This is a genomic window from Arthrobacter sp. SX1312, assembly GCF_002929295.1.
Lineage (GTDB): Bacteria > Actinomycetota > Actinomycetes > Actinomycetales > Micrococcaceae > Arthrobacter_D.
In genome coordinates this window covers 191,486-214,017 of sequence record NZ_PJIM01000002.1, presented here as the reverse complement: position 1 = coordinate 214,017, position 22,532 = coordinate 191,486, and the positions used below count along the sequence as shown (strand labels likewise).

20 protein-coding genes and 2 riboswitches are annotated in these 22,532 nt (G+C 70.0%); of the genes, 13 read left to right on the top strand and 7 right to left on the bottom strand.

Annotation, left to right across the window (positions count from 1 at the left end):
• Positions 1 to 65 precede the first annotated feature (65 nt).
• The 8 genes from araB (at position 66) to CXQ92_RS08315 (ending at position 10,123) form a co-directional block, all read left to right on the top strand.
• Positions 66 to 1,784, top strand: coding sequence for a ribulokinase (gene araB, locus CXQ92_RS08350; RefSeq protein WP_104167161.1), 1,719 nt, complete (start codon positions 66 to 68; stop codon positions 1,782 to 1,784).
• Complete coding sequence (locus CXQ92_RS08345; RefSeq protein WP_104167159.1) at positions 1,781 to 2,494, top strand: L-ribulose-5-phosphate 4-epimerase; 714 nt, start codon at positions 1,781 to 1,783, stop codon at positions 2,492 to 2,494. Before araB ends, CXQ92_RS08345 begins: the two co-directional genes overlap by 4 nt.
• On the top strand, positions 2,491 to 4,005 hold the full coding sequence (gene araA, locus CXQ92_RS08340) for an L-arabinose isomerase (protein ID WP_104167157.1): 1,515 nt from the start codon (positions 2,491 to 2,493) through the stop codon (positions 4,003 to 4,005). The genes CXQ92_RS08345 and araA overlap by 4 nt, the downstream gene beginning before the upstream one ends.
• A 57-nt stretch (positions 4,006 to 4,062) precedes the next feature.
• Complete coding sequence (gene chvE / locus CXQ92_RS08335; RefSeq protein ID WP_104167155.1) at positions 4,063 to 5,184, top strand: multiple monosaccharide ABC transporter substrate-binding protein; 1,122 nt, start codon at positions 4,063 to 4,065, stop codon at positions 5,182 to 5,184.
• 110 nt (positions 5,185 to 5,294) lie between these two features.
• Positions 5,295 to 6,824 carry a multiple monosaccharide ABC transporter ATP-binding protein gene (gene mmsA, locus CXQ92_RS08330; RefSeq protein WP_104167153.1) on the top strand — a complete coding sequence of 510 codons (1,530 nt, stop codon included), beginning with the start codon at positions 5,295 to 5,297 and terminating at the stop codon, positions 6,822 to 6,824.
• Between the two features lie 4 nt (positions 6,825 to 6,828).
• Entirely contained in the window at positions 6,829 to 8,064 is a 1,236-nt protein-coding gene (gene mmsB, locus CXQ92_RS08325; RefSeq protein WP_104167151.1) for a multiple monosaccharide ABC transporter permease, read from the top strand.
• Positions 8,065 to 8,276: 212 nt separating this feature from the next.
• Positions 8,277 to 8,831 carry an RNA polymerase sigma factor gene (locus CXQ92_RS08320; RefSeq protein WP_104167149.1) on the top strand — a complete coding sequence of 185 codons (555 nt, stop codon included), beginning with the start codon at positions 8,277 to 8,279 and terminating at the stop codon, positions 8,829 to 8,831.
• The gene (locus CXQ92_RS08315) at positions 8,828 to 10,123 is read left to right on the top strand and encodes a hypothetical protein (RefSeq protein WP_104167147.1); all 1,296 of its coding nucleotides are present in this window, start codon (positions 8,828 to 8,830) and stop codon (positions 10,121 to 10,123) included. The genes CXQ92_RS08320 and CXQ92_RS08315 overlap by 4 nt, the downstream gene beginning before the upstream one ends.
• Here the strand turns inward: CXQ92_RS08315 and CXQ92_RS08310 are convergent.
• Together CXQ92_RS08310 and CXQ92_RS08305 are read right to left on the bottom strand one after the other, a co-directional pair.
• A complete protein-coding gene (locus tag CXQ92_RS08310) occupies positions 10,120 to 10,632 on the bottom strand; it encodes a CoA-binding protein (RefSeq protein WP_104167145.1) in 513 nt (170 codons plus the stop codon). The two genes, CXQ92_RS08315 and CXQ92_RS08310, sit on opposite strands and share 4 nt — an antisense overlap.
• On the bottom strand, positions 10,629 to 12,008 hold the full coding sequence (locus CXQ92_RS08305) for an O-acetylhomoserine aminocarboxypropyltransferase/cysteine synthase family protein (RefSeq protein WP_104167143.1): 1,380 nt from the start codon (positions 12,006 to 12,008) through the stop codon (positions 10,629 to 10,631). The genes CXQ92_RS08310 and CXQ92_RS08305 overlap by 4 nt, the downstream gene beginning before the upstream one ends.
• A gap of 91 nt (positions 12,009 to 12,099) precedes the next feature.
• Positions 12,100 to 12,203, bottom strand: a riboswitch (SAM riboswitch).
• 84 nt (positions 12,204 to 12,287) lie between these two features.
• On the opposite strand from CXQ92_RS08305, the gene CXQ92_RS08300 reads away from it, so the two are divergent.
• Both CXQ92_RS08300 and CXQ92_RS08295 read left to right on the top strand, forming a co-directional pair.
• Positions 12,288 to 12,518, top strand: a complete 231-nt coding sequence (locus tag CXQ92_RS08300; protein ID WP_104167141.1) for a hypothetical protein — start codon at positions 12,288 to 12,290, stop codon at positions 12,516 to 12,518.
• Between the two features lie 107 nt (positions 12,519 to 12,625).
• A riboswitch (cyclic di-AMP (ydaO/yuaA leader) is annotated at positions 12,626 to 12,821 on the top strand.
• Between the two features lie 3 nt (positions 12,822 to 12,824).
• Entirely contained in the window at positions 12,825 to 13,775 is a 951-nt protein-coding gene (locus CXQ92_RS08295) for a LysM domain-containing protein (RefSeq protein ID WP_104167139.1), read from the top strand.
• Positions 13,776 to 13,864: 89 nt separating this feature from the next.
• Here the strand turns inward: CXQ92_RS08295 and acs are convergent, their stop codons facing one another.
• From acs to CXQ92_RS08275, 4 genes are all read right to left on the bottom strand, one after another.
• On the bottom strand, positions 13,865 to 15,763 hold the full coding sequence (acs, locus tag CXQ92_RS08290) for an acetate--CoA ligase (protein ID WP_104168156.1): 1,899 nt from the start codon (positions 15,761 to 15,763) through the stop codon (positions 13,865 to 13,867).
• Positions 15,764 to 15,816: 53 nt separating this feature from the next.
• A complete protein-coding gene (locus CXQ92_RS08285) occupies positions 15,817 to 16,689 on the bottom strand; it encodes an ABC transporter permease (protein ID WP_104167137.1) in 873 nt (290 codons plus the stop codon).
• On the bottom strand, positions 16,686 to 17,723 hold the full coding sequence (locus CXQ92_RS08280; RefSeq protein ID WP_104167135.1) for an aliphatic sulfonate ABC transporter substrate-binding protein: 1,038 nt from the start codon (positions 17,721 to 17,723) through the stop codon (positions 16,686 to 16,688). The genes CXQ92_RS08285 and CXQ92_RS08280 overlap by 4 nt, the downstream gene beginning before the upstream one ends.
• Before the next feature lie 88 nt (positions 17,724 to 17,811).
• Positions 17,812 to 18,627 (bottom strand): ABC transporter ATP-binding protein, encoded by an 816-nt coding sequence (locus tag CXQ92_RS08275; protein WP_104167134.1) that lies wholly within the window; start codon positions 18,625 to 18,627, stop codon positions 17,812 to 17,814.
• Between the two features lie 257 nt (positions 18,628 to 18,884).
• Between CXQ92_RS08275 and CXQ92_RS08270 the strand changes: the two genes are divergently transcribed.
• Positions 18,885 to 19,301 (top strand): CoA-binding protein, encoded by a 417-nt coding sequence (locus CXQ92_RS08270; protein ID WP_104167132.1) that lies wholly within the window; start codon positions 18,885 to 18,887, stop codon positions 19,299 to 19,301.
• Positions 19,302 to 19,304: 3 nt separating this feature from the next.
• Here the strand turns inward: CXQ92_RS08270 and CXQ92_RS08265 are convergent, their stop codons facing one another.
• Positions 19,305 to 20,147 carry a DUF1206 domain-containing protein gene (locus CXQ92_RS08265; RefSeq protein WP_104168155.1) on the bottom strand — a complete coding sequence of 281 codons (843 nt, stop codon included), beginning with the start codon at positions 20,145 to 20,147 and terminating at the stop codon, positions 19,305 to 19,307.
• A gap of 185 nt (positions 20,148 to 20,332) precedes the next feature.
• On the opposite strand from CXQ92_RS08265, the gene CXQ92_RS08260 reads away from it, so the two are divergent.
• Positions 20,333 to 20,896, top strand: a complete 564-nt coding sequence (locus CXQ92_RS08260; RefSeq protein WP_104167130.1) for a DUF1990 family protein — start codon at positions 20,333 to 20,335, stop codon at positions 20,894 to 20,896.
• Positions 20,897 to 21,040: 144 nt separating this feature from the next.
• Positions 21,041 to 22,444: an acetamidase/formamidase family protein gene (locus CXQ92_RS08255; protein WP_104167128.1), complete on the top strand. Its 1,404-nt coding sequence runs from the start codon at positions 21,041 to 21,043 to the stop codon at positions 22,442 to 22,444.
• The last annotated feature ends 88 nt before the right edge of the window (positions 22,445 to 22,532 follow it).

Below are 22,532 nucleotides of genomic sequence, written 5' to 3'. Positions count from 1 at the left end.
GCACCGCCACCACGATCCACCAGGGCACTGCCTGCAGTCCCGAGAAGAACAAAGAGGTCCTTCCCTTGAGTGACTCCACCCTGGGCGCATCCGCGCCGACCGAGGACGCCGGCAGGCCCGCCTACGTCATCGGCGTCGACTACGGCACCCTGTCCGGGCGCGCCGTCGTCGTCCGTGTCGCCGACGGCGCAGAGCTCGGTGCCTCGACGCTCGAGTACCCGCACGCCGTCATGGACTCGACACTCGCCGCGACCGGCGAGCCGCTCCCGCCCGAATGGGCCCTGCAGGTACCCTCCGACTACGTCGACGTCCTCCGCACGGCCGTCCCGGCCGCCGTGCGCGAGGCGGGCATCGACCCGCAGGACGTCATCGGGATCGCCACGGATTTCACGGCGTGCACCATGGTGCCCACGCTCGCCGACGGCACACCCCTCAACGAGGTCCACGGCTACGAGGACCGCCCCCACGCCTACGTGAAGCTCTGGAAGCACCACGCCGCCCAGGGTCAGGCCAACCGCATCAACGACCTCGCGGCAGAACGCGGCGAGGCCTGGCTGCCGCGGTACGGCGGACTGATCTCGAGCGAGTGGGAGTTCGCGAAGGGCCTGCAGTTGCTCGAGGAGGACCCCGAGCTGTACGGCCTCATGGACCACTGGGTGGAGGCCGCCGACTGGATCGTCTGGCAGCTCACCGGCGAGTACGTGCGCAACGCCTGCACCGCCGGGTACAAGGGCATCTACCAGGACGGCGCCTACCCCTCCGAGGAGTTCCTCGCGGCGCTCAACCCGGACTTCGCCGGATTCGCCCGCGACAAGGTGGAGCACACCATCGGCGCCCTCGCGTCGAGGGCCGGTTCCCTGTCGGAGGAGGCCGCTGGCTGGACAGGCCTCCCCGCGGGCATCGCCGTCGCCGTCGGGAACGTGGACGCGCACGTCACGTCTCCCGCCGCGCAGGCCACCGACCCGGGCCAGATGGTCGCCATCATGGGCACCTCGACGTGCCACGTCATGAACTCCGACCGCCTCGCCGAGGTGCCCGGCATGTGCGGCGTGGTGGACGGCGGGATCGTCGAGGGCTTCTACGGCTACGAGGCCGGGCAGTCCGGCGTCGGCGACATCTTCGCGTGGTTCGTCGCGAACCAGGTGCCCGGCGAGATCCGCGACGCCGCGACGGCCCAGGGGCTCAGCGTGCACGAGTACCTCACCGAGCAGGCCCGGGCGGAGCCTGTCGGGGCGCACGGGCTCGTGGCCCTCGACTGGCACTCCGGCAACCGCTCCGTGCTCGTGGACCACGAACTGTCCGGCACCATCGTGGGGCTGACGCTCGCCACGAAGCCGCACGAGGTCTACCGCGCACTCCTGGAGTCGACGGCGTTCGGCACCCGGACGATCGTGGAGACCTTCAACGCCTCGGGCGTCCCCGTGACCGAGTTCGTGGCCGCTGGCGGGCTCATCCGCAACCCGTTCCTCATGCAGGTCTATGCCGACGTGCTGAACATGCCCATCTCCGTGATCGGCAGCTCCCAGGGGCCGGCCCTCGGGTCGGCGATCCACGCCGCCGTCGCCGCCGGAGCGTACGAGGACATCCATGCAGCGGCCGCCGCGATGGGCCATTCGGACCGCGCCGCGTACACCCCCGACGCGGAACGCGCCGCGGCGTACGACGCCCTGTACCGCGAGTACACCGAGCTCCATGACTACTTCGGGCGCGGCACCAACGATGTCATGCACCGGCTCAAGGCCCTCCGCCGCGCGGCCCGCACGCAGCAGGCGGTGACCGCATGAGCCGGTTCACCCCCGACGTCGAGGCCGCCGTCGCGGCGGTCCGCCAGGACGTCGCCGCCCTGCACGCCGAACTCGTCCGCTACGGACTCGTGGTCTGGACCGGCGGCAACGTCTCGGGCCGCGTGCCCGGCGCAGATCTGTTCGTCATCAAGCCCTCCGGGGTCGGCTACGACGACCTGACGCCGGAGAACCAGATCCTCTGCGATCTCGACGGCAACGTCATAGCGGGCACCCCCGGGTCCGAGCGCTCCCCGTCGAGCGACACCGCGGCCCACGCCTACGTCTACCGGCACATGCCCGACGTCGGCGGCGTGGTGCACACGCACTCCACCTACGCCGTCGCCTGGGCCGCGCGCGGCGAACCGATCCCGTGCGTGATCACCGCGATGGCGGACGAGTTCGGCGGCGAGATCCCCGTCGGTCCGTTCGCGGTCATCGGTGACGACTCGATCGGCCGCGGCATCGTGGAGACCCTCACCGGCCACCGCTCGCGCGGCGTGCTCATGAAGAACCACGGGCCCTTCACCATCGGCAGGGACGCGAAGGACGCCGTCAAGGCCGCCGTCATGCTCGAGGACGTCGCCCGGACCGTCCACATCTCCCGCCAGCTCGGCGCCCCCGTGCCCATCGAGCCCGAACACGTCGACTCCCTTTTCGACCGGTACCAGAACGTGTACGGTCAGTCATCGACCCCAGGAGCCCTTGCATGAGCCGCCTCAGCACTACCCTCGACGCCTACGAAGTCTGGTTCCTCACCGGCAGCCAGGAGCTTTACGGCGAGGAGACACTGCAGCAGGTCGCCGAGCAGTCGCAGGAGATCGTCCGCCTGCTCGAGGAGTCCGGCCTGCCCGTGAAGGTGGTCTGGAAGCCCACGCTGAAGGATTCCGCCTCGATCCGGCGCATGGCGCTGGAGGCCAACGCCGCGGACCACGCGATCGGGGTGATCGCCTGGATGCACACCTTCAGCCCCGCGAAGATGTGGATCGCGGGGCTCGACGCCCTCCGCAAGCCGCTGCTGCACCTGCACACGCAGATCAACGTGGCACTGCCGTGGGGCGAGATCGACTTCGACTTCATGAACCTCAACCAGGCCGCGCACGGCGACCGCGAGTTCGGCTACATCCAGTCGCGCCTCGGGGTGCCGCGCAAGACCGTCGTCGGGCACGTGTCCAGTCCCGACGTCTGCGCGAGGATCGCATCCTGGCAGCGGGCCGCCGCCGGCTGGGCCGCCGTCCACGACCTCAGGGTGGCCCGCTTCGGCGACAACATGCGGAACGTCGCCGTCACCGAGGGGGACAAGACCGAGGCCGAGCTGCGGTTCGGCGTCTCGATCAACACCTGGGGCGTCAACGACCTCGTCGTCGCCGTCGAGGGGCAGTCGGAATCCGACGTCGACGCGCTCGTCGCCGAGTACGAGGAGACGTACGACGTGGTCCCGGAGCTCCGCCGCGGCGGGGACCGGCACGAGTCGCTGCGCTACGGCGCCCGGCAGGAGCTCGGTCTGCTCTCCTTCCTCGAGGAGGGCGGCTTCGGGGCCTTCACCACCAGCTTCGAGGACCTCGGCGCACTCCGCCAGCTGCCCGGCCTCGCCGTCCAGCGCCTCATGGCCCGCGGCTACGGTTTCGGCGCCGAGGGCGACTGGAAGACCGCCGTCCTCGTCCGGGCCGCCAAGGTCATGGGCGCGGGGCTCCCGGGCGGCGCCTCCCTCATGGAGGACTACACGTACCACCTGGTGCCGGGGGAGGAGAAGATCCTCGGCGCGCACATGCTCGAGATCTGCCCCACCCTGACCACCGCGAAGCCGTCCCTCGAGGTGCACCCGCTGGGGATCGGCGGCAAGGAGGACCCCGTGCGCCTCGTGTTCGACACCGACCCCGGCGCGGGCGTCGTCGTCGCGATGTCGGACATGCGGGACCGCTTCCGCCTCACCGCGAACGCCGTCGAGGTGGTGCTGCCCGATGCCCCGCTGCCCAACCTGCCGGTGGCCCGCGCGGTGTGGAAGCCGGAGCCGAGCCTGGCGACCTCCGCCGCGGCGTGGCTCAGTGCCGGTGCCGCCCACCACACCGTCCTCAGCACCGCGGTGGGCCTCGAGGTGTTCGAGGACTTCGCGGACATCGCCGAGGTGGAACTGCTGCGGATCGACGCCGACACCACCCTGCGGGACTTCCAGCGTGAACTGCGCTGGAACGCCGCCTACTACCGGCTGGCGCAGAAACTCTAGGACCCTCCACCACAAGCCGGCAACGCCGCCGGAAACCACTCACAAGAAAGATCCACCATGAATCGGAAATACCTGGCCGGCATCGCGGCCGCCAGCATCCTGACGCTCAGCCTCACCGCGTGCGGTGGCAGCAGGGGCGGCGGCGACGCCGCTGCTGAGGGCGAGGGCGGGTCCAACGAGGGCGCCAAGATCGGCGTCGCCATGCCCACGCAGCAGTCCGAGCGCTGGATCGCCGACGGCGAGAACGTCAAGAGCCAGCTCGAGGAACTGGGCTACGAGGTGGACCTCCAGTTCGCCAACGACGACATCCCCACGCAGGTCTCGCAGATCGAGAACATGATCAACGGCGGCGTGAAGGCCCTCGTCATCGCCTCGATCGACGGCACCACCCTCACGAGCGTCCTCGACCAGGCCGAGTCCCAGGACATCCCGGTCATCGCCTACGACCGGCTCATCAACGAATCCGAAACCGTGGACTACTACACGACCTTCGACAACGAGGAGGTCGGCGTCCAGCAGGCCACGTCACTGCTCACCGGCCTCGGCGTCCTCGACGCCGAGGGCAACGAGACGGGCGAGGAGGGCCCCTTCGACGTCGAGCTCTTCGCCGGGAGCCCGGACGACAACAACGCCACGTTCTTCTGGAACGGCGCCATGAAGACCCTGCAGCCCTACCTGGACAGCGGCGTGCTGCGCGTGCCCAGCGGCCAGACCGACTTCGAGCAGGCGGCGATCCTCCGCTGGCTCCCCGACACGGCGCAGGACCGCATGGAGGACCTCCTCACGGTCGGCGGCGGCGAGCGCCTCGAGGGCGTCCTGTCGCCGTACGACGGCCTGTCGATCGGCATCATCTCGGCCCTGACCTCCGGCGGTTACTCGGCCGACGAGCTGCCCGTCGTCACCGGCCAGGACGCCGAGGTCGGCTCGATGAAGTCCATCATCGCCGGCGAGCAGTACTCGACGATCTTCAAGGACGTCCGCGAGCTCGGCAAGCAGGCCGTGACGATGGTGGACGCCCTCATGAAGGGTGAGGAGCCCGAGGTGAACGACACCGAGACGTACGACAACGGCGTCAAGGTGGTCCCCTCCTACCTGCTCGAGTCCGAGATCGTCACGGTGGACAACTACGAGGCCGCCCTCGTGGAGACCGGCTACTACACCGAGGACGAGCTCAAGTAGGCGTCCCGCAGTATGCCTGACCCCGTGGCTCCGGACCGTCCTGGTCCGGAGCCACGGGTTCCTCGCCCGGCCGTTGCCGGGACTTCCATACGAGTGAGTGAGGCCCGACCATGGCGGAGAACATCCTTCGGATGCACCGCATCACCAAGACCTTCCCGGGCGTGAAGGCACTGCAGGACGTCAGCCTGGACGTCGCGCGCGGAGAAGTCCACGCGATCTGCGGGGAGAACGGGGCCGGGAAATCGACCCTCATGAAAGTACTGTCCGGGGTCTACCCGCACGGCACGTACGACGGCGACATCGAGTTCGAGGACACCGTCGTGGAGTTCAAGGACATCCGCGACAGCGAACGCGCCGGCGTCGTCATCATCCACCAGGAACTCGCCCTCTCCCCCTTCCTGTCCGTCGCGGAGAACATCTTCCTGGGCAACGAGCGCGAGAAGCGCGGATTCATCAACTGGAACGAGACCAACGTGGAGGCGGCCAAGCTCATGCGCCGCGTGGGCCTGAACCTCAGCCCGGTGGTTCGCGCCGGTGACATCGGTGTCGGCAAGCAGCAGCTCGTGGAGATCGCGAAGGCACTCTCGAAGAACGTGAAGCTACTGATCCTCGACGAGCCCACAGCCGCCCTGAACGACGAGGACTCCGCGCACCTCCTCGGTCTCGTGAAGGGCCTCCGGGAGGAGGGCATCACCTGCATCATCATCAGCCACAAGCTCAACGAGATCCGCGAGATCGCCGACTCCGTCACGATCCTGCGCGACGGCCGCACCATCGAGACGCTCAGCCTCCACGACGGTTCGGTCACGGAGGAGCGCATCATCAAGGGCATGGTGGGGCGCGACATGGAGAGCCGTTACCCGGACCGCACGCCGGTCATCGGCGAGGAGGTGCTCCGCGTCGAGGACTGGACGGTGCGCCACCCCCAGGAGAGCTCCCGCGTGATGGTCGACGCAGTGAACCTCTCCGTCCGGGCGGGCGAGGTGGTCGGCATCGCCGGACTCATGGGTGCCGGGCGCACAGAGCTCGCCATGAGCATCTTCGGCCGCAGCTACGGCTCCCACATCACGGGCACGCTCTACAAGAACGGTTCGCCGATCACCGCGCGCACGGTCGGGGAGGCGATCCGGCACGGCATCGCGTATGCGACGGAGGACCGGAAGCGCTACGGCTTGAACCTGATCGACGACATCAAGCGCAACATCTCCGGCGCCGCCCTCGGCAAGCTCGCGAAGCGCGGGTGGGTGGACAGCGGCCGGGAGGCCGTCGTCGCCGGCGACTACCGGAAGTCCATGAACATCAAGGCGCCGTCCGTCACAGCCATCACCGGCAAGCTCTCCGGCGGCAATCAGCAGAAGGTGGTGCTCTCCAAGTGGATGTTCTCGGACCCCGACGTCCTCATCCTCGACGAGCCCACCCGCGGGATCGACGTCGGCGCGAAGTACGAGATCTACACGCTCATCAACCGCCTGGCCGCCGAGGGGAAGGCGATCATCGTCATCTCCTCCGAGCTCCCCGAGCTCCTCGGCATCTGCGACCGCATCTACACCCTGGCCGAGGGCCGCATCACCGCCGAGGTGCCCATTGCACAGGCCACCCCGGAACTCCTCATGCAACACATGACCAAGGAAAAGGACTGACTCCATGGCTACCACCGTCAAGGACACCGCCGTCGCGGCGCCACCGCCTCCCGTCAAGCACGGGATCTCCTTCCTGACGAGCAGGCTGCGGCAGATCGGCATCTTCGTCGCCCTGCTGGTGATCGTCACCCTCTTCCAGGTGCTGACCGGCGGCGCCCTCCTGCAGCCGGACAACGTCTCGAACATCATCGTGCAGAACAGCTACATCCTCCTGCTGGCCATCGGCATGGTCATGATCATCGTCGCCGGGCACATCGACCTGTCCGTCGGCTCCGTGGCGGCCTTCGTCGGCGCGATGTCCGGCATCATGGTGCAGGACTGGAGCTTCCCCTGGTGGGCCGCCTTCCTCGCATCGCTGATCATCGGCGGTCTCGTGGGCGCCTGGCAGGGCTTCTGGGTGGCCTACGTCGGGATCCCGGCGTTCATCGTCACCCTCGCCGGCATGCTCATGTTCCGCGGGCTCACGCAGATCGTCCTCGGGAACCAGCGCATCACCGGCTTCCCTGAGGAGTACCGCCAGCTGGGCGGCGGCTTCCTGTTCCCGGGACTGTTCCCGCCGGAAACCAACCTCCTGGACTGGACGACCGTCGGCCTCGGCCTCATCGCCACGATGCTCCTCGTCGTCACGCAGCTGCGCGGCCGGGCCACCCGTGCCCGGCTCAAGCTCGAGGACGAGCCGGCGGCGTGGTTCTTCACCAAGCTCGCGTTCATCGCGGTCATGATCCTCGGACTGACCTACCTGCTGGCCGGTTCGCGCAGCGGGACGCCGATCGTCCTCGTGGTGCTCGGCGTGCTGATCGTCGCGTACAGCGCCGTGATGAACAACAGTGTCTTCGGCCGCCACATCTACGCCCGGGGCGGCAACCTCCAGGCCGCGCAGTTGTCCGGTGTCGACACCAAGCGGATCGATCTCATGCTGTTCGTCAACATGGGCGTGCTGGCTGCACTGGCCGGGCTCATCTTCACCGGCCGCCTCAACTCGGCCGGCCCGGGTGCGGGCAACCTGTTCGAGCTCGACGCCATCGCGGCGGCGTTCATCGGCGGCGCAGCGGTGACGGGCGGCGTCGGAACGGTCATCGGGGCCATCACCGGCGGCCTGATCATGGGTGTGCTGAACAACGGCATGTCCCTGCTCGGGGTGGGGATCGACGTCCAGCAGTTCATCAAGGGCATGGTGCTCCTGCTCGCCGTCGGGTTCGACGTGTTCAACAAGCGGCGCGCCTCGAACGCCCTGAAATAGAGCCCGGACAGGGATCCGGGAAAAGAACGGGACGGGCGTAACTTTCCCCGCCCCCCGGTCGATTACCCCAATGGAAGTGCCGCACCGAGGCTTATCCCCCAACGGGCCTCGGTGCGGCCTTTTGTGCACGTGGACGAAGGGGCTCCGCCCCGGCCGGGAGGCGACGGTTACCATGGTGACGCCGTCCCACCCGAACAAGGACTCGATGAAACGTGGTCTCAACGCTGCCTGATGATGCGCTGAGCCGCGCGCAGGCGGGGGAGCCGGCGGCGCTGTCGCTGATCTATCAGGCGCTGGGCCCAGCTGTCCTGGGGTACTTCGTGGGGCGCAGGTCGGAGGACCCGGAGGCCCTCACCCAGGAAGTCTTCCTCGCGGTCTTCTCCCGGCTGGACTCGGTCACCGGAGGGCTGCCGGGGCTGCGCACGTTCACCTTCTCCGTCGCCCATGCGCGCCATGTGGACGAGGTGCGGAAGAGGACACGGGCGCCGGTCCTGGTGGGTTACGAGGCCGACGGCGACACCCGGACCACCGACTCCGCGGAGGCGGTGGTGCTCGGCACCCTCGACGCCGGCGGTGCAGGGGAATTGCTCGAGCAGCTCAGCGCCGAACAGCGCGACGTCATCCTCCTGCGCATCGTCGCCGAGCTGCCGATCGACCAGGTCGCGGAAATCCTCGGGAGGTCGACAGGATCGGTCAAGCAGCTGCAGCGGCGGGGGCTGCTCAAGCTGAAGGAACTTGTTCGACCCAATGAATCGGAAGCGCTATGACTGGACGTGAGACGCCGTCGCCGGACGTCGTGCTGCATCTCCTCGACGAGGCCGGCATCGCCGAGGAGCCCGCCCTCGTGCGTGCCCTGGAGGCCATCGGGGAGCTCGGCGCGGGCCCCGCGCCGGAGGTCACCGCCGAGCTCGCCCAGCTGATGGCCGACGGCGGCAAGGCTCCGTCCGACCGCCGCACCAAGCGGCGCATCACCTTCATCGGCGGTGCGCTGGCCGTGTCCATGGGCGTCGGCATGTCCGGCGTCGCGGCCGGCACCTTCCGCCTCACGGACGGCCTCACCGAGGCCGTGGAGTCGGTGGCGCGCTTCAGCGTCCGGGAGAGTGCCGACCGGGCGGACCCCCTTCCCGACGCACGGGCGGGGCAGGACGACGGCGGGGGTCACGGCGTCGTCGCCCCGTCCACGGGCACCCCGGCCCGCTCGCTCGTGGAGCCGGTCCCAGCGCCGTCGGCTGCAGGAGAGGCGGACAGGGCGGCCGATACCGGTCCCTCCGCGGCAGGCGCCGGTCCGTCCGTGGCGGAGGCCGCGCCGCTCGTTCCGGTGGACACGGCGCCGTCCGTCCCGGTGGGGGCCGCGCCGTCCGTTCCCGTACGGGCTGTGCCGGCTGCTGCCGTTCCGACACCTGCCGTTCCGACACCTGCCGTTCCGACACCTGCCGTTCCGACACCTGCCGCGGTCGCACCCGCGGCAGTCCCTCCTGCCCGTCAGGCGCCCCCCGGTGCGGCTCCCCCTGCCGCTGTCCCACCCCCTGCGGCGTCACCCGTGGCACCGACCGGATCCGCGCCCGGGCCCGAGCGCCGCGCGGTGCCCCGAAGTCACGGTGGGGGAGGCCACGGTCCAGGGACCCCGGTCCTCGGGAACGGGAGGTCGGGCGATCCGGTGCCCGGGACCGGGACGGCGGACGGCCAGGTCTCCGGGAATGGAACGGCGAACGGTCAGGGTCACGAGATCCGGCAGCCGCGGCAGGCGCGGGTGGAGACTCCGGTCGGTCCTGGGGCCGATCCGCAGGCTGAGGGCAGCTCGTCCGCAGAGGCACGGGCGATCTCCGCGCCGCCCAGCAGGGCCTGGCTCCTCGCGCCCGGCGGCGGTCCTGGGCATGTCCCGTCCGCGGGGACCTCCGGAGCGGCGGTGGAACCCGTCGCGGAGCCGTGGGCGTCCGAGTCCGAGTCCGCCACGGATGTGGCCGCAGCAGTACACCCCGCAGTGCACCCCGCCGCGGATGGGCCCGCTGCCGGGCAACCCGACCGGACGGATCCGCCGGAGGTCCCGGCCCTCCGCTAGGAGGTGATCTGCCGCTTCGAGGAGATGACGCCGGTGTTGAAGCCGGCGAGGTTGAGCCCGCCGTGGAAGCGCGCGTGCTCGATCTTGAGGCACCGGTCCATCACCACGTCCAGGCCGGCCGCTTCGGCCTCGCGTGCGACGTCCTCGTGCCACGATCCCAGCTGCAGCCAGAGCGTCTTCGCGCCGACGTCGAGCGTCTCCTGCAGCACCGAGGGCAGGTCGTCGTGCTTGCGGAACACATCGACGACGTCGGGCACCTCGGGCAGGTCCTTCAGCGATGCATAGGCCGGCCGGCCGAGGATCTCCTTCGCCACCGGGTTGACGAAGTACAGGCGGTAGGGGGAGGAGGACTGCAGGTAGGTCGCCACGAAGTAGGACGCCCGCGAGGGCTTGTCCGAGGCCCCGACGATCGCGACCGACCGAGCGTGCCTCAGCAGGTTCAGCCGTTCGGGCGCCGTCGGCCCTTCCCAGGTCCGTCCAGGTGTCGCGTTGCCGGTGCCGCCGCTCATGCTCCCACTCCCACTGCCCGCGTCGCCGATGCGTCGTCGTCGTTCTCTCCGGCCGCTTCCTGCGGCAGGTCCTCGAAGGAGGCGTCGGCGGCGTTCACCGCGATGTCCAGGGCCTGGTCCAGGTCCCAGAGGATGTCCTCGAGGTCCTCCAGGCCCACGGAGATGCGCACGAGGTCCTCGGGGACGCCCGCCGCTGCGAGCTGCTCGGCCGAGAGCTGCTGGTGCGTCGTCGAGCCCGGATGGATCACGAGGGTGCGGGAGTCGCCCACGTTCGCGAGGTGCGAGGCGAGCTGCAGGGACTCGATGAACTTCTGTCCCGCCTTGCGCCCGCCCCTGATGCCGAAGCTGAACACGGAGCCGGGGCCCTGCGGAAGGTAGGTCTTCGCCCGCTCATGATGCGCGTGGGTGGGGAGCCCGGCGTAGTTGACGTACTCCACCCGCGGGTCGGCCTGCAGCCACTCCGCGACGGCCAGGGCGTTCTCGAGGTGTTCGTCCAGGCGCTGCGCGAGGGTCTCGACCCCCTGGAGGAGCTGGAACGCGGACATCGGCGAGAGGGAGGGCCCGATGTCGCGGAGCTGCTCGGTGCGCAGCTTGGTCAGGAACCCGTATTCCCCGAAGTTCGCCCACCACTGGATGTTGCCATAGGAGGGCACGGGTTCGGTCATCATGGGGAATTTGCCGTTGCCCCAGTCGAAGCGGCCGCTCTCCACGATCACGCCGCCGAGCGTGGTGCCGTGCCCGCCGATGAATTTGGTGGCCGAATGGATGACGATGTCCGCGCCGTGCTCGATGGGGCGCACCAGGTAGGGCGTGCTCAGCGTGGAGTCGACGATGAACGGGATGCCGGCGTCGTGGGCGACCTTCGCGAGGCCTGCGAGGTCGGCGATCTCGCCGGAGGGGTTCGCGATCACCTCGGCGTAGACCGCCTTGGTGTTGTCCCGGAGGGCGGCCGCGTAGTCCGCGGGGTCCGTCCCGGGGACGAAGGTGGTCTCGATGCCGAACCGGCGTAGGGTGACGTCGAGCTGGGTAACCGTGCCGCCGTACAGCTGGGAGGCGGCGACGATGTGGTCCCCGGCCTGGCAGAGCGCCGCGAAGGTGATGAACTCCGCGCTCATGCCCGACGCCGTCGCCACGGCCCCGATCCCGCCCTCGAGGGAGGCGATGCGCTCCTCGAACGCCGCGACCGTCGGATTGCCGATCCGCGAGTAGATGTTGCCGTACTTCTGCAGGGCGAAGAGGTTCGCGGCGTCGTTGGTGTCCTTGAACACGAACGAGGTCGTCTGGTAGATGGGGACGGCCCGGGCCCCGTGGGTGGCGTCGGGAGTGCCGCCGGCGTGGAGTGCACGCGTGCGGAAACCGAAGGAACGTTCTGCCATCAGGCACCTGCCTTGCTGGGTTCGGATGCTGCGAGGGGAATTTCGGGGGCGACGTCGATGCCGAAGGCTGCTGTGGCTGCACTCATGGGTTCCTCCATCGTTCTGGCAGTAGCACCCTCATGCCGCCGCGCTACGCGGAGGCCAGGGTTGCTGCGGCGTCAGTGAGCCAGATCTCTCAGCCGCTCGGGATGGTCGGATCGAGTCTGACACCGGGCCGGTGCAGAACCAAACCATGTGTCCCCGTGTGAGGCAGGGGTTGCGGCGACCTAGGCTGGAGGGATGGAGGAATGGAGATCGGCAAGCCGGGCGCAGGACCGCAAGCTGTGGCAGACGCTCTGGTACGTCGGAGCCGCGCTGACGCTCACGCTGGCCAGCAGCATCCTGGTGGCCCTCGGCGGCCTTGGAACGGCGGCCACGGACTGGTTCTACATCCAGCAGGCGGTGCTGCTCTCGCTCAGTGCAGCCGGGACGGTCTTCGCCCTCCGTCGCTGGCGGGCACTGCGCGGCTGAGGAGCACTTCACCCCCCGTTACTCTAATGTGACAGAAGTGACTGCTGTTGGGTATGGTCAACATGTGCTTCCGCGACCGTGGGGCGCTCCTGGACGGAATGCCGAGCCCTGCCGTCGTCCCGGACTCGTTCGCAACCACGAAAGGCAGGGACGGGGGAACCACTAGTTCCACCGGGCGCGCAGGAGACCCTGCAGGCGCCCTCGGGGTTAAGTCGCACCACATCACCCATGGGTGATGTTCGCGGCCGGGTGACTCCCATCCGAGCCCGACAGCTCACCCCGCAGGCATGGGAGAGGTATAGAACCATGTCACGAAACATTTCTTCAGCGCGCCACCGTGCCGACGTCGACGGCAGTCTCGCGCTGCAGGGCCTGTCCCGCGCCGCCAGGGCCCACACCACCGCCGTAGGCCGCCCCGTCGCCATCGCCGCCGTCACCTCGGGCCTCGCGCTCGGCGCCGTGGGCACCGCCCATGCCGGTGAGTACACCGAGCAGGGCGCGACGACGACCCCCGCGGTCGTTGCAGCCCCCGCAGCACAGGCTGCCCCCGCCGCGCAGACAGCGGTCGCCTCCCCGACGACGCACACCGTCGTCCCGGGTGACACGCTGGGCGCCGTCTCGGCACGCTACGGCGTGGACCTGACCGCGGTCCTCACGGCGAACGGCCTGTCCGTCGCATCGATCATCTTCCCGGGCGACACCATCACCATCCCGACGGGCGGCGCCGCTGCGGCCCCGGCCCCGGCCCGGACGGTCTCGGTGCCCGTGGCCGCTCCCCAGGCTGCGCCAGCGGCCGTCGTGGCTCCTGCTGCGCCTGTCCAGCAGGCCGCGGCGCCGGTTCAGCAGACCGCGGCCGTCGCCCCTGCTCCCGCCTCCACGGCTCCCGGCTCCGGCGTGTACCTGGCCTCCGCCAAGATCACCCCGGTCGCAGCCTCCGGTGGTACCGCGGGCACCCTCCTGGCCTCCGCCCGGTCCCAGCTCGCATCCGGTGCCGTCCAGGACTGCACCATCCTCGCGGAGAAGGCACTGCGCGCCGCAGGGATCCCCGTCGGCGATCTCGGCCCCTCGCAGTTCCTGCAGTTCGGCTCCACGGTGGCATCTCCCGCCCCGGGTGACCTCGTCGTCACCGGCGGCCACGTCGCGATCTACGCCGGCGGCGGCCAGGTCATCAGCAGCGGCATGAACGGGGCGAACCTCACCATGCAGCACTCCCTCTCCGACCTCCCGGGAGCCTCCTTCGTCCGGGTTGCTGGCTGACACCGGAACGAACCACGCGCGGGAAGCGGCAGGTGCTTGGACGGGGCCCTGCCGCTTCCTTCTTTTAATGACCGCTCCCGGACGGTGCGTCAGCGGCGGGACAGCACGTCCTGGATCCCCGCGATGCACCCCTCGTTCTGCAGGGACGTGGTGTCCCCGAGCGGCGACCCCTCGTAGAGCTGCGTCAGCAGACGGCGCATGATCTTGCCGGAGCGCGTCTTCGGCACATCGGGCACGACGACGACGGCGGACGGCCGCGCGATCGGTCCGATCGCCGCCGCGACGTGGGCGCGGAGCGTCGAGGTGACGTCCGTGTCCGGATCCGCACCCGCGGCGAGGACCACGAAGGCCGCGATGGCATGGCCCGTCAGGGGATCGGGCACGGGGCATGCGCCGGCTTCGGTGACGAGGGGATGGGCCACGAGCGCCGATTCGATCTCGATCGTGGACAGGCGATGACCCGAGACGTTGATGACGTCGTCCACGCGGCCCAGGATCCAGGTGTCACCATCGTCGTCGTACCGGGCGCCGTCGCCGGCCAGGAACCAGCCCTGCGCGGCGAACCTCCGCCAGTAGGAGTCGAGATACCGCTGCGGGTCTCCCCAGACGGTGCGCGCCATGGCCGGGCCGTGACGGTCCACCACGATCAGGCCCTGCACGCCCGGCGGGACGGGGTGGCCCTCCTCGTCGACGATGCGCGTGCTGACCCCGGGCAGTGCGCGGGCAGCGCAGCCCGGCTTGAAGTCCGCGTCGGTGGGGCTGGGGGAGAGCACCGTGGCGCCGGTCTCGGACTGCCACCAGGTGTCGACGACGGGCACCTCGTTGCGGCCGAGGTTCCGGCGGAACCAGCGCCACGCCTCGGGGTTGACCGCCTCGCCGACCGTGCCCAGCACGCGGATGCTCGAGAGGTCGTGGGAGGCGGGGACGCCGTCCGGGAACCACCCCATGAGCGAGCGGACCAGGGTGGGCGCCGTGTAGTAGCTCGTGACGCCGTAGCGTTCGATGACCTCGAGGTGGCGTCCCGGATGGGGCGTGTTCGGCGTGCCCTCGTAGAGGACCTGCGTGGCGCCGTTGGAGAGCGGCCCGTACAGCTCGTAGGTGTGCGCGGTGACCCACGCGAGATCGGCGGTGCACCAGTGGACGTCCCGCTCCCGCAGGGCAGGGTCGGGGTTGCTGAAGAGGTGCTCGAAACTCCAGGACGCCTGCGTGAGGTACCCGCCCGAGGTGTGCACCAGGCCTTTGGGCTTTCCTGTGGTCCCGGACGTGTACATGATGAACAGCGGCGTCTCGGCGTCGAACGCCTCCGGCTCGTGGTGCTGTGAGGCGGTGTCGACGACGTCGTGCCACCACACGTCGCGGCCCTCCGTCCAGCTGATGTCCGACCCCGTGCGGCGGACCACCAGGACGTGCTCGATGCTGTTGTCCCCGGCCACCGCGGCGTCGGCGTTGTCCTTCACGGACACGGCGACGCCCCGCCGGAACTGGCCGTCGGTGGTGACCAGGAGCTTGGCGCCTGTGTCCTCCACACGGAAGCGGAGCGCCTCCGCGGAGAACCCTCCGAAGACCAGCGAGTGCACGGCGCCGATCCGCGCGCAGGCGAGCGTGACGACCACCGTCTCGACGAGGACCGGCAGGTAGACGACCACCCGGTCACCCGGTCCGATGCCCAGTGCCAGCAGCGCATTCGCGGCCCGCGACACCTCGTCCTGCAGGTCCGCGTAGGTGACGGTGCGGCGGTCCCCGGGCTCACCCTCGAAGTGGAGGGCCACACGATCGCCGCGGCCGGCCCGGACATGCCGGTCCACGCAGTTCACGGCGACGTTCAGGGTGCCGCCGGCGAACCACTCGATGGCGGGGATGCTCAGCGTCCCGTCCCTCTGCGGCTCCGCCCGGTCGAAGGAGTGCACGGTGTGCCACGGTGCCTCCCACTCGAGCCTGGCTGCCTGCTCCGCCCAGAACGCGAGGCGCTCGGCCTCCTCCTGGGCCATGGCGCCCGCCCCCGTCGCCGTGCCTGTGCCTGCCGTGCCTGCACTCACCGTGCTCACGCCCACCGACGCACCGCCCAGCGTTCGGCGACGCCGAGGAGCGCGTCCGTCGTCTTGCCGATCACGGCCAGCAGGATGATCGCGAGGATGATGCGGTCCACCCGGCCCGTCTGCTGGGAGTCCGTGAGCAGGAAGCCCAGGCCCATGGACGAAGCGATGAGCTCGGCGGCCACGAGGAACAGCCAGGACTGCGCGAGCGCCAGCCGGAGGCCCGAGAACAGGGCGGGCACGACGGCGGGCAACTGTACCGTCGTGAGCAGGCGGATGCCGTTGAGCCCGAACGCCCGGGCGGCCTCGACGAGGTTGCGGTCGACGTGCCGCAGGCCGAGGTAGAGCGTGGTGAAGACGGGGAAGAAGGCGCCGATGCTGATCAACGTGACCTTCGAGTCCTCGTTGATGCCGATCCACAGCACGAGGAGCGGGACCCACGCCAGGGACGGGACGGCGCGCAGGGCTCCCACGGTCGGGGTGAGCAGGACGTCGGCGAGGCGGGAGAGGCCCAGCAGGGCGCCGGCCACCACGCCGAGCAGGGATCCGATGACGAAGCCGAGGACCACGCGCTGGGTGGAGATCAGGATGTGGGTGGCGAGCTGGCCGCGCTCGATGAGGTCGACGGCGGCCGCGAGGACCGACGCCGGCGAGGGGAGCTGCGACGGGCGGAAGAAGCCCGACGCCGTGCTGAGGTGCCAGGCCAGCAGGATCAGTGCCGGGACGATGAGCCCGAGCAGGATGACGCCGGTACGCCGGACCGCCCTGCCCCGCCCCGCGTCGTTCTGTGCCTCGGGGCCTCCCAGCGGTGATCCTGCCGCGGAGAATCCGTCCCTGGTGATGGGAACCGCGCTGCCCCCGGTCAGATAGTCGGCACTCATGAATCGGAGCCGACGGATGCCGGATCGGCGTTCTCGACGAGCGAGGCGTCGAACAGGGAGTCGAGTGCTTCGTCGATCTGCTCCTGGCTCTGCACGTCACCGGTCTCCACGAACACGGGGCCGATCTTCTCCAGGACGCTGCGCTGGGCGTCGCCCGGGGCGGGATCGACGTCGAGGTTCGTGCGGTCGATGATGACCGACTCGGCGATCGTCGGGTCGATCGCGGCGACCTCGGCGAGGATGGCGGCCGTCTCCTCGGGATTCTCCTTCGCCCATTCCCGTGCCTTCTCGTAGGCGTTTACCACGGTCTGGGCGACGTCCGGCTTCTCCGTGAGGAAGTCCTCGGTGGCGTTGAGGAAGCCGTAGGTGTTGAAGTCGATGTCGCGGAAGAAGAGCTCCGCGCCGTCCTGCTCGGCGGCGGCCATGATCGGGTCCAGGCCGGACCAGGCGTCCACGGCGCCGCTGGCGAGCGCAGCCCGGCCGTCGGCGTGCTGCAGGTTCTCGATCGTGACCTCGGACTGGTCCACGCCCGCGGCCTCGAGCGCCTGCAGGAGGAAGAAGTACGGGTCCGTCCCGCGGGTCGCCGCGATGGACTTGCCGCGCAGGTCCTCGACGCTCGTGATACCGGAGTCGGGGAGCGTGACGAGGGCCGCCCACTCGGGCTGCGAGTAGATGTCGATGGCCTTGATCGGGGAGCCGTTGGAGCGGGCGAGCAGCGCGGCGGACCCGGCGGTGGAGCCGACGTCGATCGCCCCGGCGCGCAGTGCCTCGTTGGCCTTGTTCGACCCGGCGGACTGCACCCAGTTGACGGTGATGTCCTGGTCGGCGAGTTCCCCCTCGAGCCAGCCCTGCTCCTTGATGACGAGGCTCAGCGGGTTGTAGGTGGCAAAGTCGATGTTGAGCTCACCGCCCTGGGTGGCTCCGCCGTCGGCGGCCTGCGTGTCGGAGGCGTTCTCTCCCGCCAGGCAGCCGCTGAGGCTGAGCGAGAGGGCGGTGGCGAGGGCGAGGGTCGGCAGGAGGGCGCGGCGGTTCATGGTGGTCCTTCGGTGGAGGGTATGGAAAGTGGGTAGGCAGGGAGGCAGCGCGGTACGACGGCGCTGCGGGGAGGGCGGGAAGGCGGGCTCAGTGCCCGGTGACGCCGAGCATCGACAGCAGGGTGCTGCGCAGTGCCCCGAGGTCCGCTGAATTCCGGTCCCTCGGTCGGTCACCGGGCACGGTGACGAGTTCGGCGACGGTGGAACCCTCAGGCCCGTTCCCGTCCCCGCGGCCGAGCACGAGGACCCGGTCGGCGAGCTGGAGGGCCTCGTCGACGTCGTGCGTGACCAGCAGCACCGTGGTGGGCTGCGCGCGGTGGATGTCCAGCAGGAGGTCCTGCATGCGGATGCGGGTGAGGGCGTCGAGTGCGCCGAAGGGCTCGTCGAGGAGGAGGACGCCGGGGTTGCGGGCCAGGGCGCGTGCGAGCGACGTCCGCTGGGCCATGCCTCCCGAGACCTCGCGCGGGCGGTGCTTGGCGAAGGTGTCGAGTCCCACGAGCTTCAGCAGCTCGAGGACCTTCGCCTTGCCGGCACTGGCACTGGAGGACTTCGGGAGCCCGATCGCCACATTGGCCTGCAGGGTGTGCCACGGCAGCAGCCGGGGTTCCTGGAAGGCGACGGCGCAGCGCTCGTCGATGCCCGTCACGGGGGTGCCATCGATCAGGACCTGCCCGCTGTCGGGGATGTCGAGTCCGGCGGCGGCACGCAGGAGGGTGGACTTGCCGCAGCCGCTCGTGCCGAGGATGGCGAGGATCTCGCCGGGTTCCACGTCCACGGTGACGTCCCGGAGGACGGTGCGGCGGTTCGCGGACGGGCCGAAACTACGCCCGAGCCCGGCGAAGCGGACGCCGAGGGCCTGTTTGCGGTGGGACTGGGTGCTGCCGGGTGCCAGAACTGCGGTCATGGTGTCTCCATCGGTCCTGGCGGTAGCACCCTACGGACCGAGCCTTCGCCACCGTCTCCGGTGGTTCCCGTGGCTCGGACCTCGATATCGTCCGGCATCAGGGGGATGCGGACGACCAGGGTTGCTGCGGCTTCACTGATCCAGGTCTCTCAGCCGCTCGGGATGGTCACTCCTATGAAACGCCCGGGGTCCCGTGGGAGCAAAATGGGGCGTGTAACAAACGAGGTAACAATCGCAGGACACCCCCGGGAGGCGTCGTGGCACACCAGAACGATCCGCAGGTCATCAGGAGGCTCCTCACCGAGCACGGCCGGTGGGCGGTGGTGGGCCTGTCGAACAACCCGCGGCGCGTCGCCGTCGGGGTGTCGCAGTTCCTCAAGGACGGCCTGGGGATGGAGATCATCCCCGTGAGTCTCAAGGGCGACGACGTCCACGGCCAGCAGGGATACACGCGCCTGGCGGACATCCCCGGCCCGATCGACGTCGTCGACTGTTTCGTGAACTCGTCCCGGGTGGGAGCCGTCGTGGACCAGGCGATCGCCGTGGGCGCGAAGGCGGTGTGGCTGCAGCTGGGCGTGATTGACGAGGACGCCGCCCGCCGTGCGGCGGAGGCCGGGCTCGACGTCGTCATGGACACGTGCCCCGCGATGGAGGCCCCGGCGCTCGGCCTCTGACGCCTACATGCGCTGGTACTTCGACCGCACCCCCATGAAGACGCCGTAGGCCACGAGGCCCAGGGCCACGGCGCCGAGCAGCCAGACGCCGAAGGGCTGGTCCCGCAGGGACTTCAGGGCGCCGTCGAGCCCGGTGGACTGCTCGGGGTTGTTCGTGAGGGTGGCGACGATGACGAGGACGCCGAGGACCCCGAGGGCGAAGCCCTTGGCGATGTACCCCACGACGCCGAGGACGACGACGGCGGTGCCGGCGCGTCCCGGGGGGAGGCCGGCGAGGTTCTTGCGGAAGTGTTTGGTGGCCCCGCTGTAGACGAAGTACCCGCCGACGGCGAGGATGCCGATGCCGACCGCGAGCAGGAGCGCGGCCCCGACCGGATTGGACATGAGGGTGGCGCTCAGCGAACTCGCACTGCTGCTGCTGTCGCTGGAGCCGCCGAGCGCGTACCGGCCGAAGGTGACGCCGATCGCCGCGTACACCACGGCCTGTCCGCCGCTCTTGGCCTGCACCTTGAGCTTGTCCTTGCCCTGGCGTCCCTTCGCGCCGAAGAACACCTCGCTGAACTGGAACAGGGCGAGGGCGATGCATCCGATGAAGCAGAACCACAGGAGGGCCGTGCCGCCGGGGCTGCCGGCCAGCTGCCCGATCGCTCCGCTCTGGTCGGCCTCACCGGAGCCGCCGCGCGCCAGGCCGAGGGCTATGAGGCCGATCAGGATGTGGAGGATCCCGGCGGCCACGTAGCCCGCACGGGCCGCGACCTCGAAGCCCTTGGAGTTCGCGGCGTCCTCCGCGGCGTCGGACGCCTTGTCCGCCGCGTCCCTGCCTGGTGTGCCCGTCCCTGGTGTCATGGTGCTCCCGCCTCCCTTGTCGATCGGCGGGGCGGACGTCACAGGCGCGTCCGGGCCGGTCTGGACCTCTATCCTGCCATTGCTCGTCCATCTGCGCCCGCCGGTCCGTTTCCGGTCCACTAGGTTGGGACCGGACCCGTTCACCAGGGAGCCCTGGCGGCGAGGCATCGAGGGAAGAGGCACGCATGGAACAGTTCACGTACGAGGAGCGCGGCGCGACGGACAGGCCGTTCCCCGAGTCCCTCGAGGGCGGCTGGCCCGGCGGCTACACCGTGATGGTGGAAACCCACGAGATCGAGACCGGGGATCCTTCGGCCGCCTTCATCGCCCTCACCGAGGGCATCCTGGCCTGGGAGCTGCACCGCGGAGCCGGTCTCACCATGGAGTCCGACGCCGTGCGGGCCGTTCCCGGCGCCCGCGTCGTCTCCGGATTCGGCGTCGGCCCCGCACGGATCAAGGCCCCGTGCAGGGTCATCTGGTCGCGGGCGCCGCAGCTCGACGGCGCGGGCAGGGCGGTCCCGGGCCAGCGCGGCGGGTTCGGCTACGGGACGCTGCCCGGCCACCCGGTGCGCGGCGAGGAGGGGTTCTACGCGGAGCTGACAGCCGACAACCGGCTGCTCTTCATCTGCTCCGCCTACAGCGTGCCGGCGAGCCTCGTCTACCGGCTCGCTGCGCCGGTGACCAGGCTGACCCAGCGGTACGTCCTGTCGCGGTACGTGAAGGCAGCTCACGGGCTCGCGGGTTCCTAGCCACCCGGCGCACCCTGACGTCGGTCCCTCGCCCTCGTCCGTCGTGTGCCTGCTGCAACGGACTTCCTGCCGTATCGGATCCGAAACGGGCCCGTAACGCCCCGACGCTAGCTTGGGAAACTCCACGACCCGAGAGGATCCAGCATGGCTGACGTAGGAGGGCAGGAAGCTGCCGAGGTGTTGACGGACGGATTGGGCAGGCGGAATTTCATGGGAGTGGTCGCTGCCCTGGGCGCGCTCTCGGCCGCATCGGTGGCCGGAGCGCCTGCTGCGATCGCCACCGGCCCCGGAGCTGGGCACGACGCGGGGGCACAGGGCAAGGCCCCTTACGCGCCGGGCAAGGGATCCGCGGGGAAGGCGCCCCTCGACATCCTGCAGCCGGGACGCGGACGGATGCGCGGCGACCATTACCTCTCCTCCACACCCGACGAGGTCCTCTGGGGCTATGTGCCCACAGTGAATGCGGCACCCGTCATGACGATGCGGTCCGGCCGGACGGTCACCATCGACGCCCTCTCGCACGAGGGGATCCTCGAGGACCAGGGGCGCGACCCGGTGGAGTACTTCGGCGCGCTCGGCGTCGGCCGGTCGTCGGTCCTGGAGGACGCCGTCGACATCGCCGCCGGTTACCGTCGGACGGAACGCCGCTTCGACGTCGACGGCCCGCACGTCGTCACCGGCCCCATCGCCGTCGAGGGCGCCGAACCGGGCGATGTGCTCAAGATCGAGACGCTCGAGGTGGTTCCCCGCGTCCCCTACGGCGTGGTCTCCAGCCGGCACGGGAAGGGCGGCCTCGCGGTGCAGCCGGGGCCCATGCCCCCGGCCGGGATCACCATCGACGAGGTCATGCCGCCGGTGGCCACGGACAACCGCGCATCGGGCATCCCGTCGGACTACGGCAACGTCTCGGTGTTCACGCGGATCGAGAAGGGCAAGGGCGTGATGACCAGCGGTGACCTGACGGTGCGATTCCCGCTGCGGCCGTTCATGGGGATGATGGGCGTCGCCTTCGCGGAGGCCGACGGCCTCACGTCGCCCGAGGCGAACTCCGTGCCGCCGACGCTCGGCGGAGGGAACATCGACATCCGTCACCTCGGCACGGGATCCACCTTCTACCTCCCGGTGAAGGCCCCGGGAGCCCTCTTCTACGTCGGCGATCCGCACATGGGCATGGGCGACGGCGAGGTGGCGCTCACCGCGATGGAGGGCTCGCTGCGCGGGACGTTCCGGCTGACGGTGTGCAAACCCGGCTCCGGCGACGCTCCCTCGGTCGCGTACTCCTACCCGTTCGCCGAGACGAAGGAAGCCTGGATCCCGATCGGCCTGTCCGATCCGGACGGGCTGGCCGGTGGGGGCGTCTCGGGCGACCTGAACGTCGCCATGCGCCGTGCCATCATCAACGCGCTCGACTTCCTGCAGCATGATCGCGGCATGGACCGCGCGGTGGCCTACGCGTACCTCTCCGCGGCGGCGGATTTCGCGGTGTCGCAGGTCGTCGACCGGACGGTCGGTGTGCACGGGCTGATCGCGAAGGCGCACTTCGCCTGAGCGGCGGATGCCGCCCCGGGGCCGGCATCCGCCGCAGCGGCCCTGCCTGCGAAGCCGCACAACGCCATGCCTCCGTCGAACACGCTGA

What these genes read in the sequence shown, in the direction of transcription:
- CXQ92_RS08295 (WP_104167139.1), top strand. Translation starts at nt 12,825, where the DNA reads ATGTCACGAAACATTTCTTCAGCGCGCCACCGTGCCGACGTCGACGGC.
- CXQ92_RS08260 (WP_104167130.1), top strand. Translation starts at nt 20,333, where the DNA reads ATGGAACAGTTCACGTACGAGGAGCGCGGCGCGACGGACAGGCCGTTC.
- CXQ92_RS08300 (WP_104167141.1), top strand. Translation starts at nt 12,288, where the DNA reads ATGGAGGAATGGAGATCGGCAAGCCGGGCGCAGGACCGCAAGCTGTGG.
- mmsB (WP_104167151.1), top strand. Translation starts at nt 6,829, where the DNA reads ATGGCTACCACCGTCAAGGACACCGCCGTCGCGGCGCCACCGCCTCCC.
- CXQ92_RS08310 (WP_104167145.1), bottom strand. Translation starts at nt 10,632, where the DNA reads ATGAGCGGCGGCACCGGCAACGCGACACCTGGACGGACCTGGGAAGGG.
- CXQ92_RS08265 (WP_104168155.1), bottom strand. Translation starts at nt 20,147, where the DNA reads ATGACACCAGGGACGGGCACACCAGGCAGGGACGCGGCGGACAAGGCG.
- chvE (WP_104167155.1), top strand. Translation starts at nt 4,063, where the DNA reads ATGAATCGGAAATACCTGGCCGGCATCGCGGCCGCCAGCATCCTGACG.
- CXQ92_RS08345 (WP_104167159.1), top strand. Translation starts at nt 1,781, where the DNA reads ATGAGCCGGTTCACCCCCGACGTCGAGGCCGCCGTCGCGGCGGTCCGC.
- CXQ92_RS08280 (WP_104167135.1), bottom strand. Translation starts at nt 17,723, where the DNA reads ATGAACCGCCGCGCCCTCCTGCCGACCCTCGCCCTCGCCACCGCCCTC.
- araA (WP_104167157.1), top strand. Translation starts at nt 2,491, where the DNA reads ATGAGCCGCCTCAGCACTACCCTCGACGCCTACGAAGTCTGGTTCCTC.
- CXQ92_RS08305 (WP_104167143.1), bottom strand. Translation starts at nt 12,008, where the DNA reads ATGGCAGAACGTTCCTTCGGTTTCCGCACGCGTGCACTCCACGCCGGC.
- mmsA (WP_104167153.1), top strand. Translation starts at nt 5,295, where the DNA reads ATGGCGGAGAACATCCTTCGGATGCACCGCATCACCAAGACCTTCCCG.
- CXQ92_RS08285 (WP_104167137.1), bottom strand. Translation starts at nt 16,689, where the DNA reads ATGAGTGCCGACTATCTGACCGGGGGCAGCGCGGTTCCCATCACCAGG.
- CXQ92_RS08315 (WP_104167147.1), top strand. Translation starts at nt 8,828, where the DNA reads ATGACTGGACGTGAGACGCCGTCGCCGGACGTCGTGCTGCATCTCCTC.
- CXQ92_RS08255 (WP_104167128.1), top strand. Translation starts at nt 21,041, where the DNA reads ATGGCTGACGTAGGAGGGCAGGAAGCTGCCGAGGTGTTGACGGACGGA.
- CXQ92_RS08275 (WP_104167134.1), bottom strand. Translation starts at nt 18,627, where the DNA reads ATGACCGCAGTTCTGGCACCCGGCAGCACCCAGTCCCACCGCAAACAG.
- acs (WP_104168156.1), bottom strand. Translation starts at nt 15,763, where the DNA reads ATGGCCCAGGAGGAGGCCGAGCGCCTCGCGTTCTGGGCGGAGCAGGCA.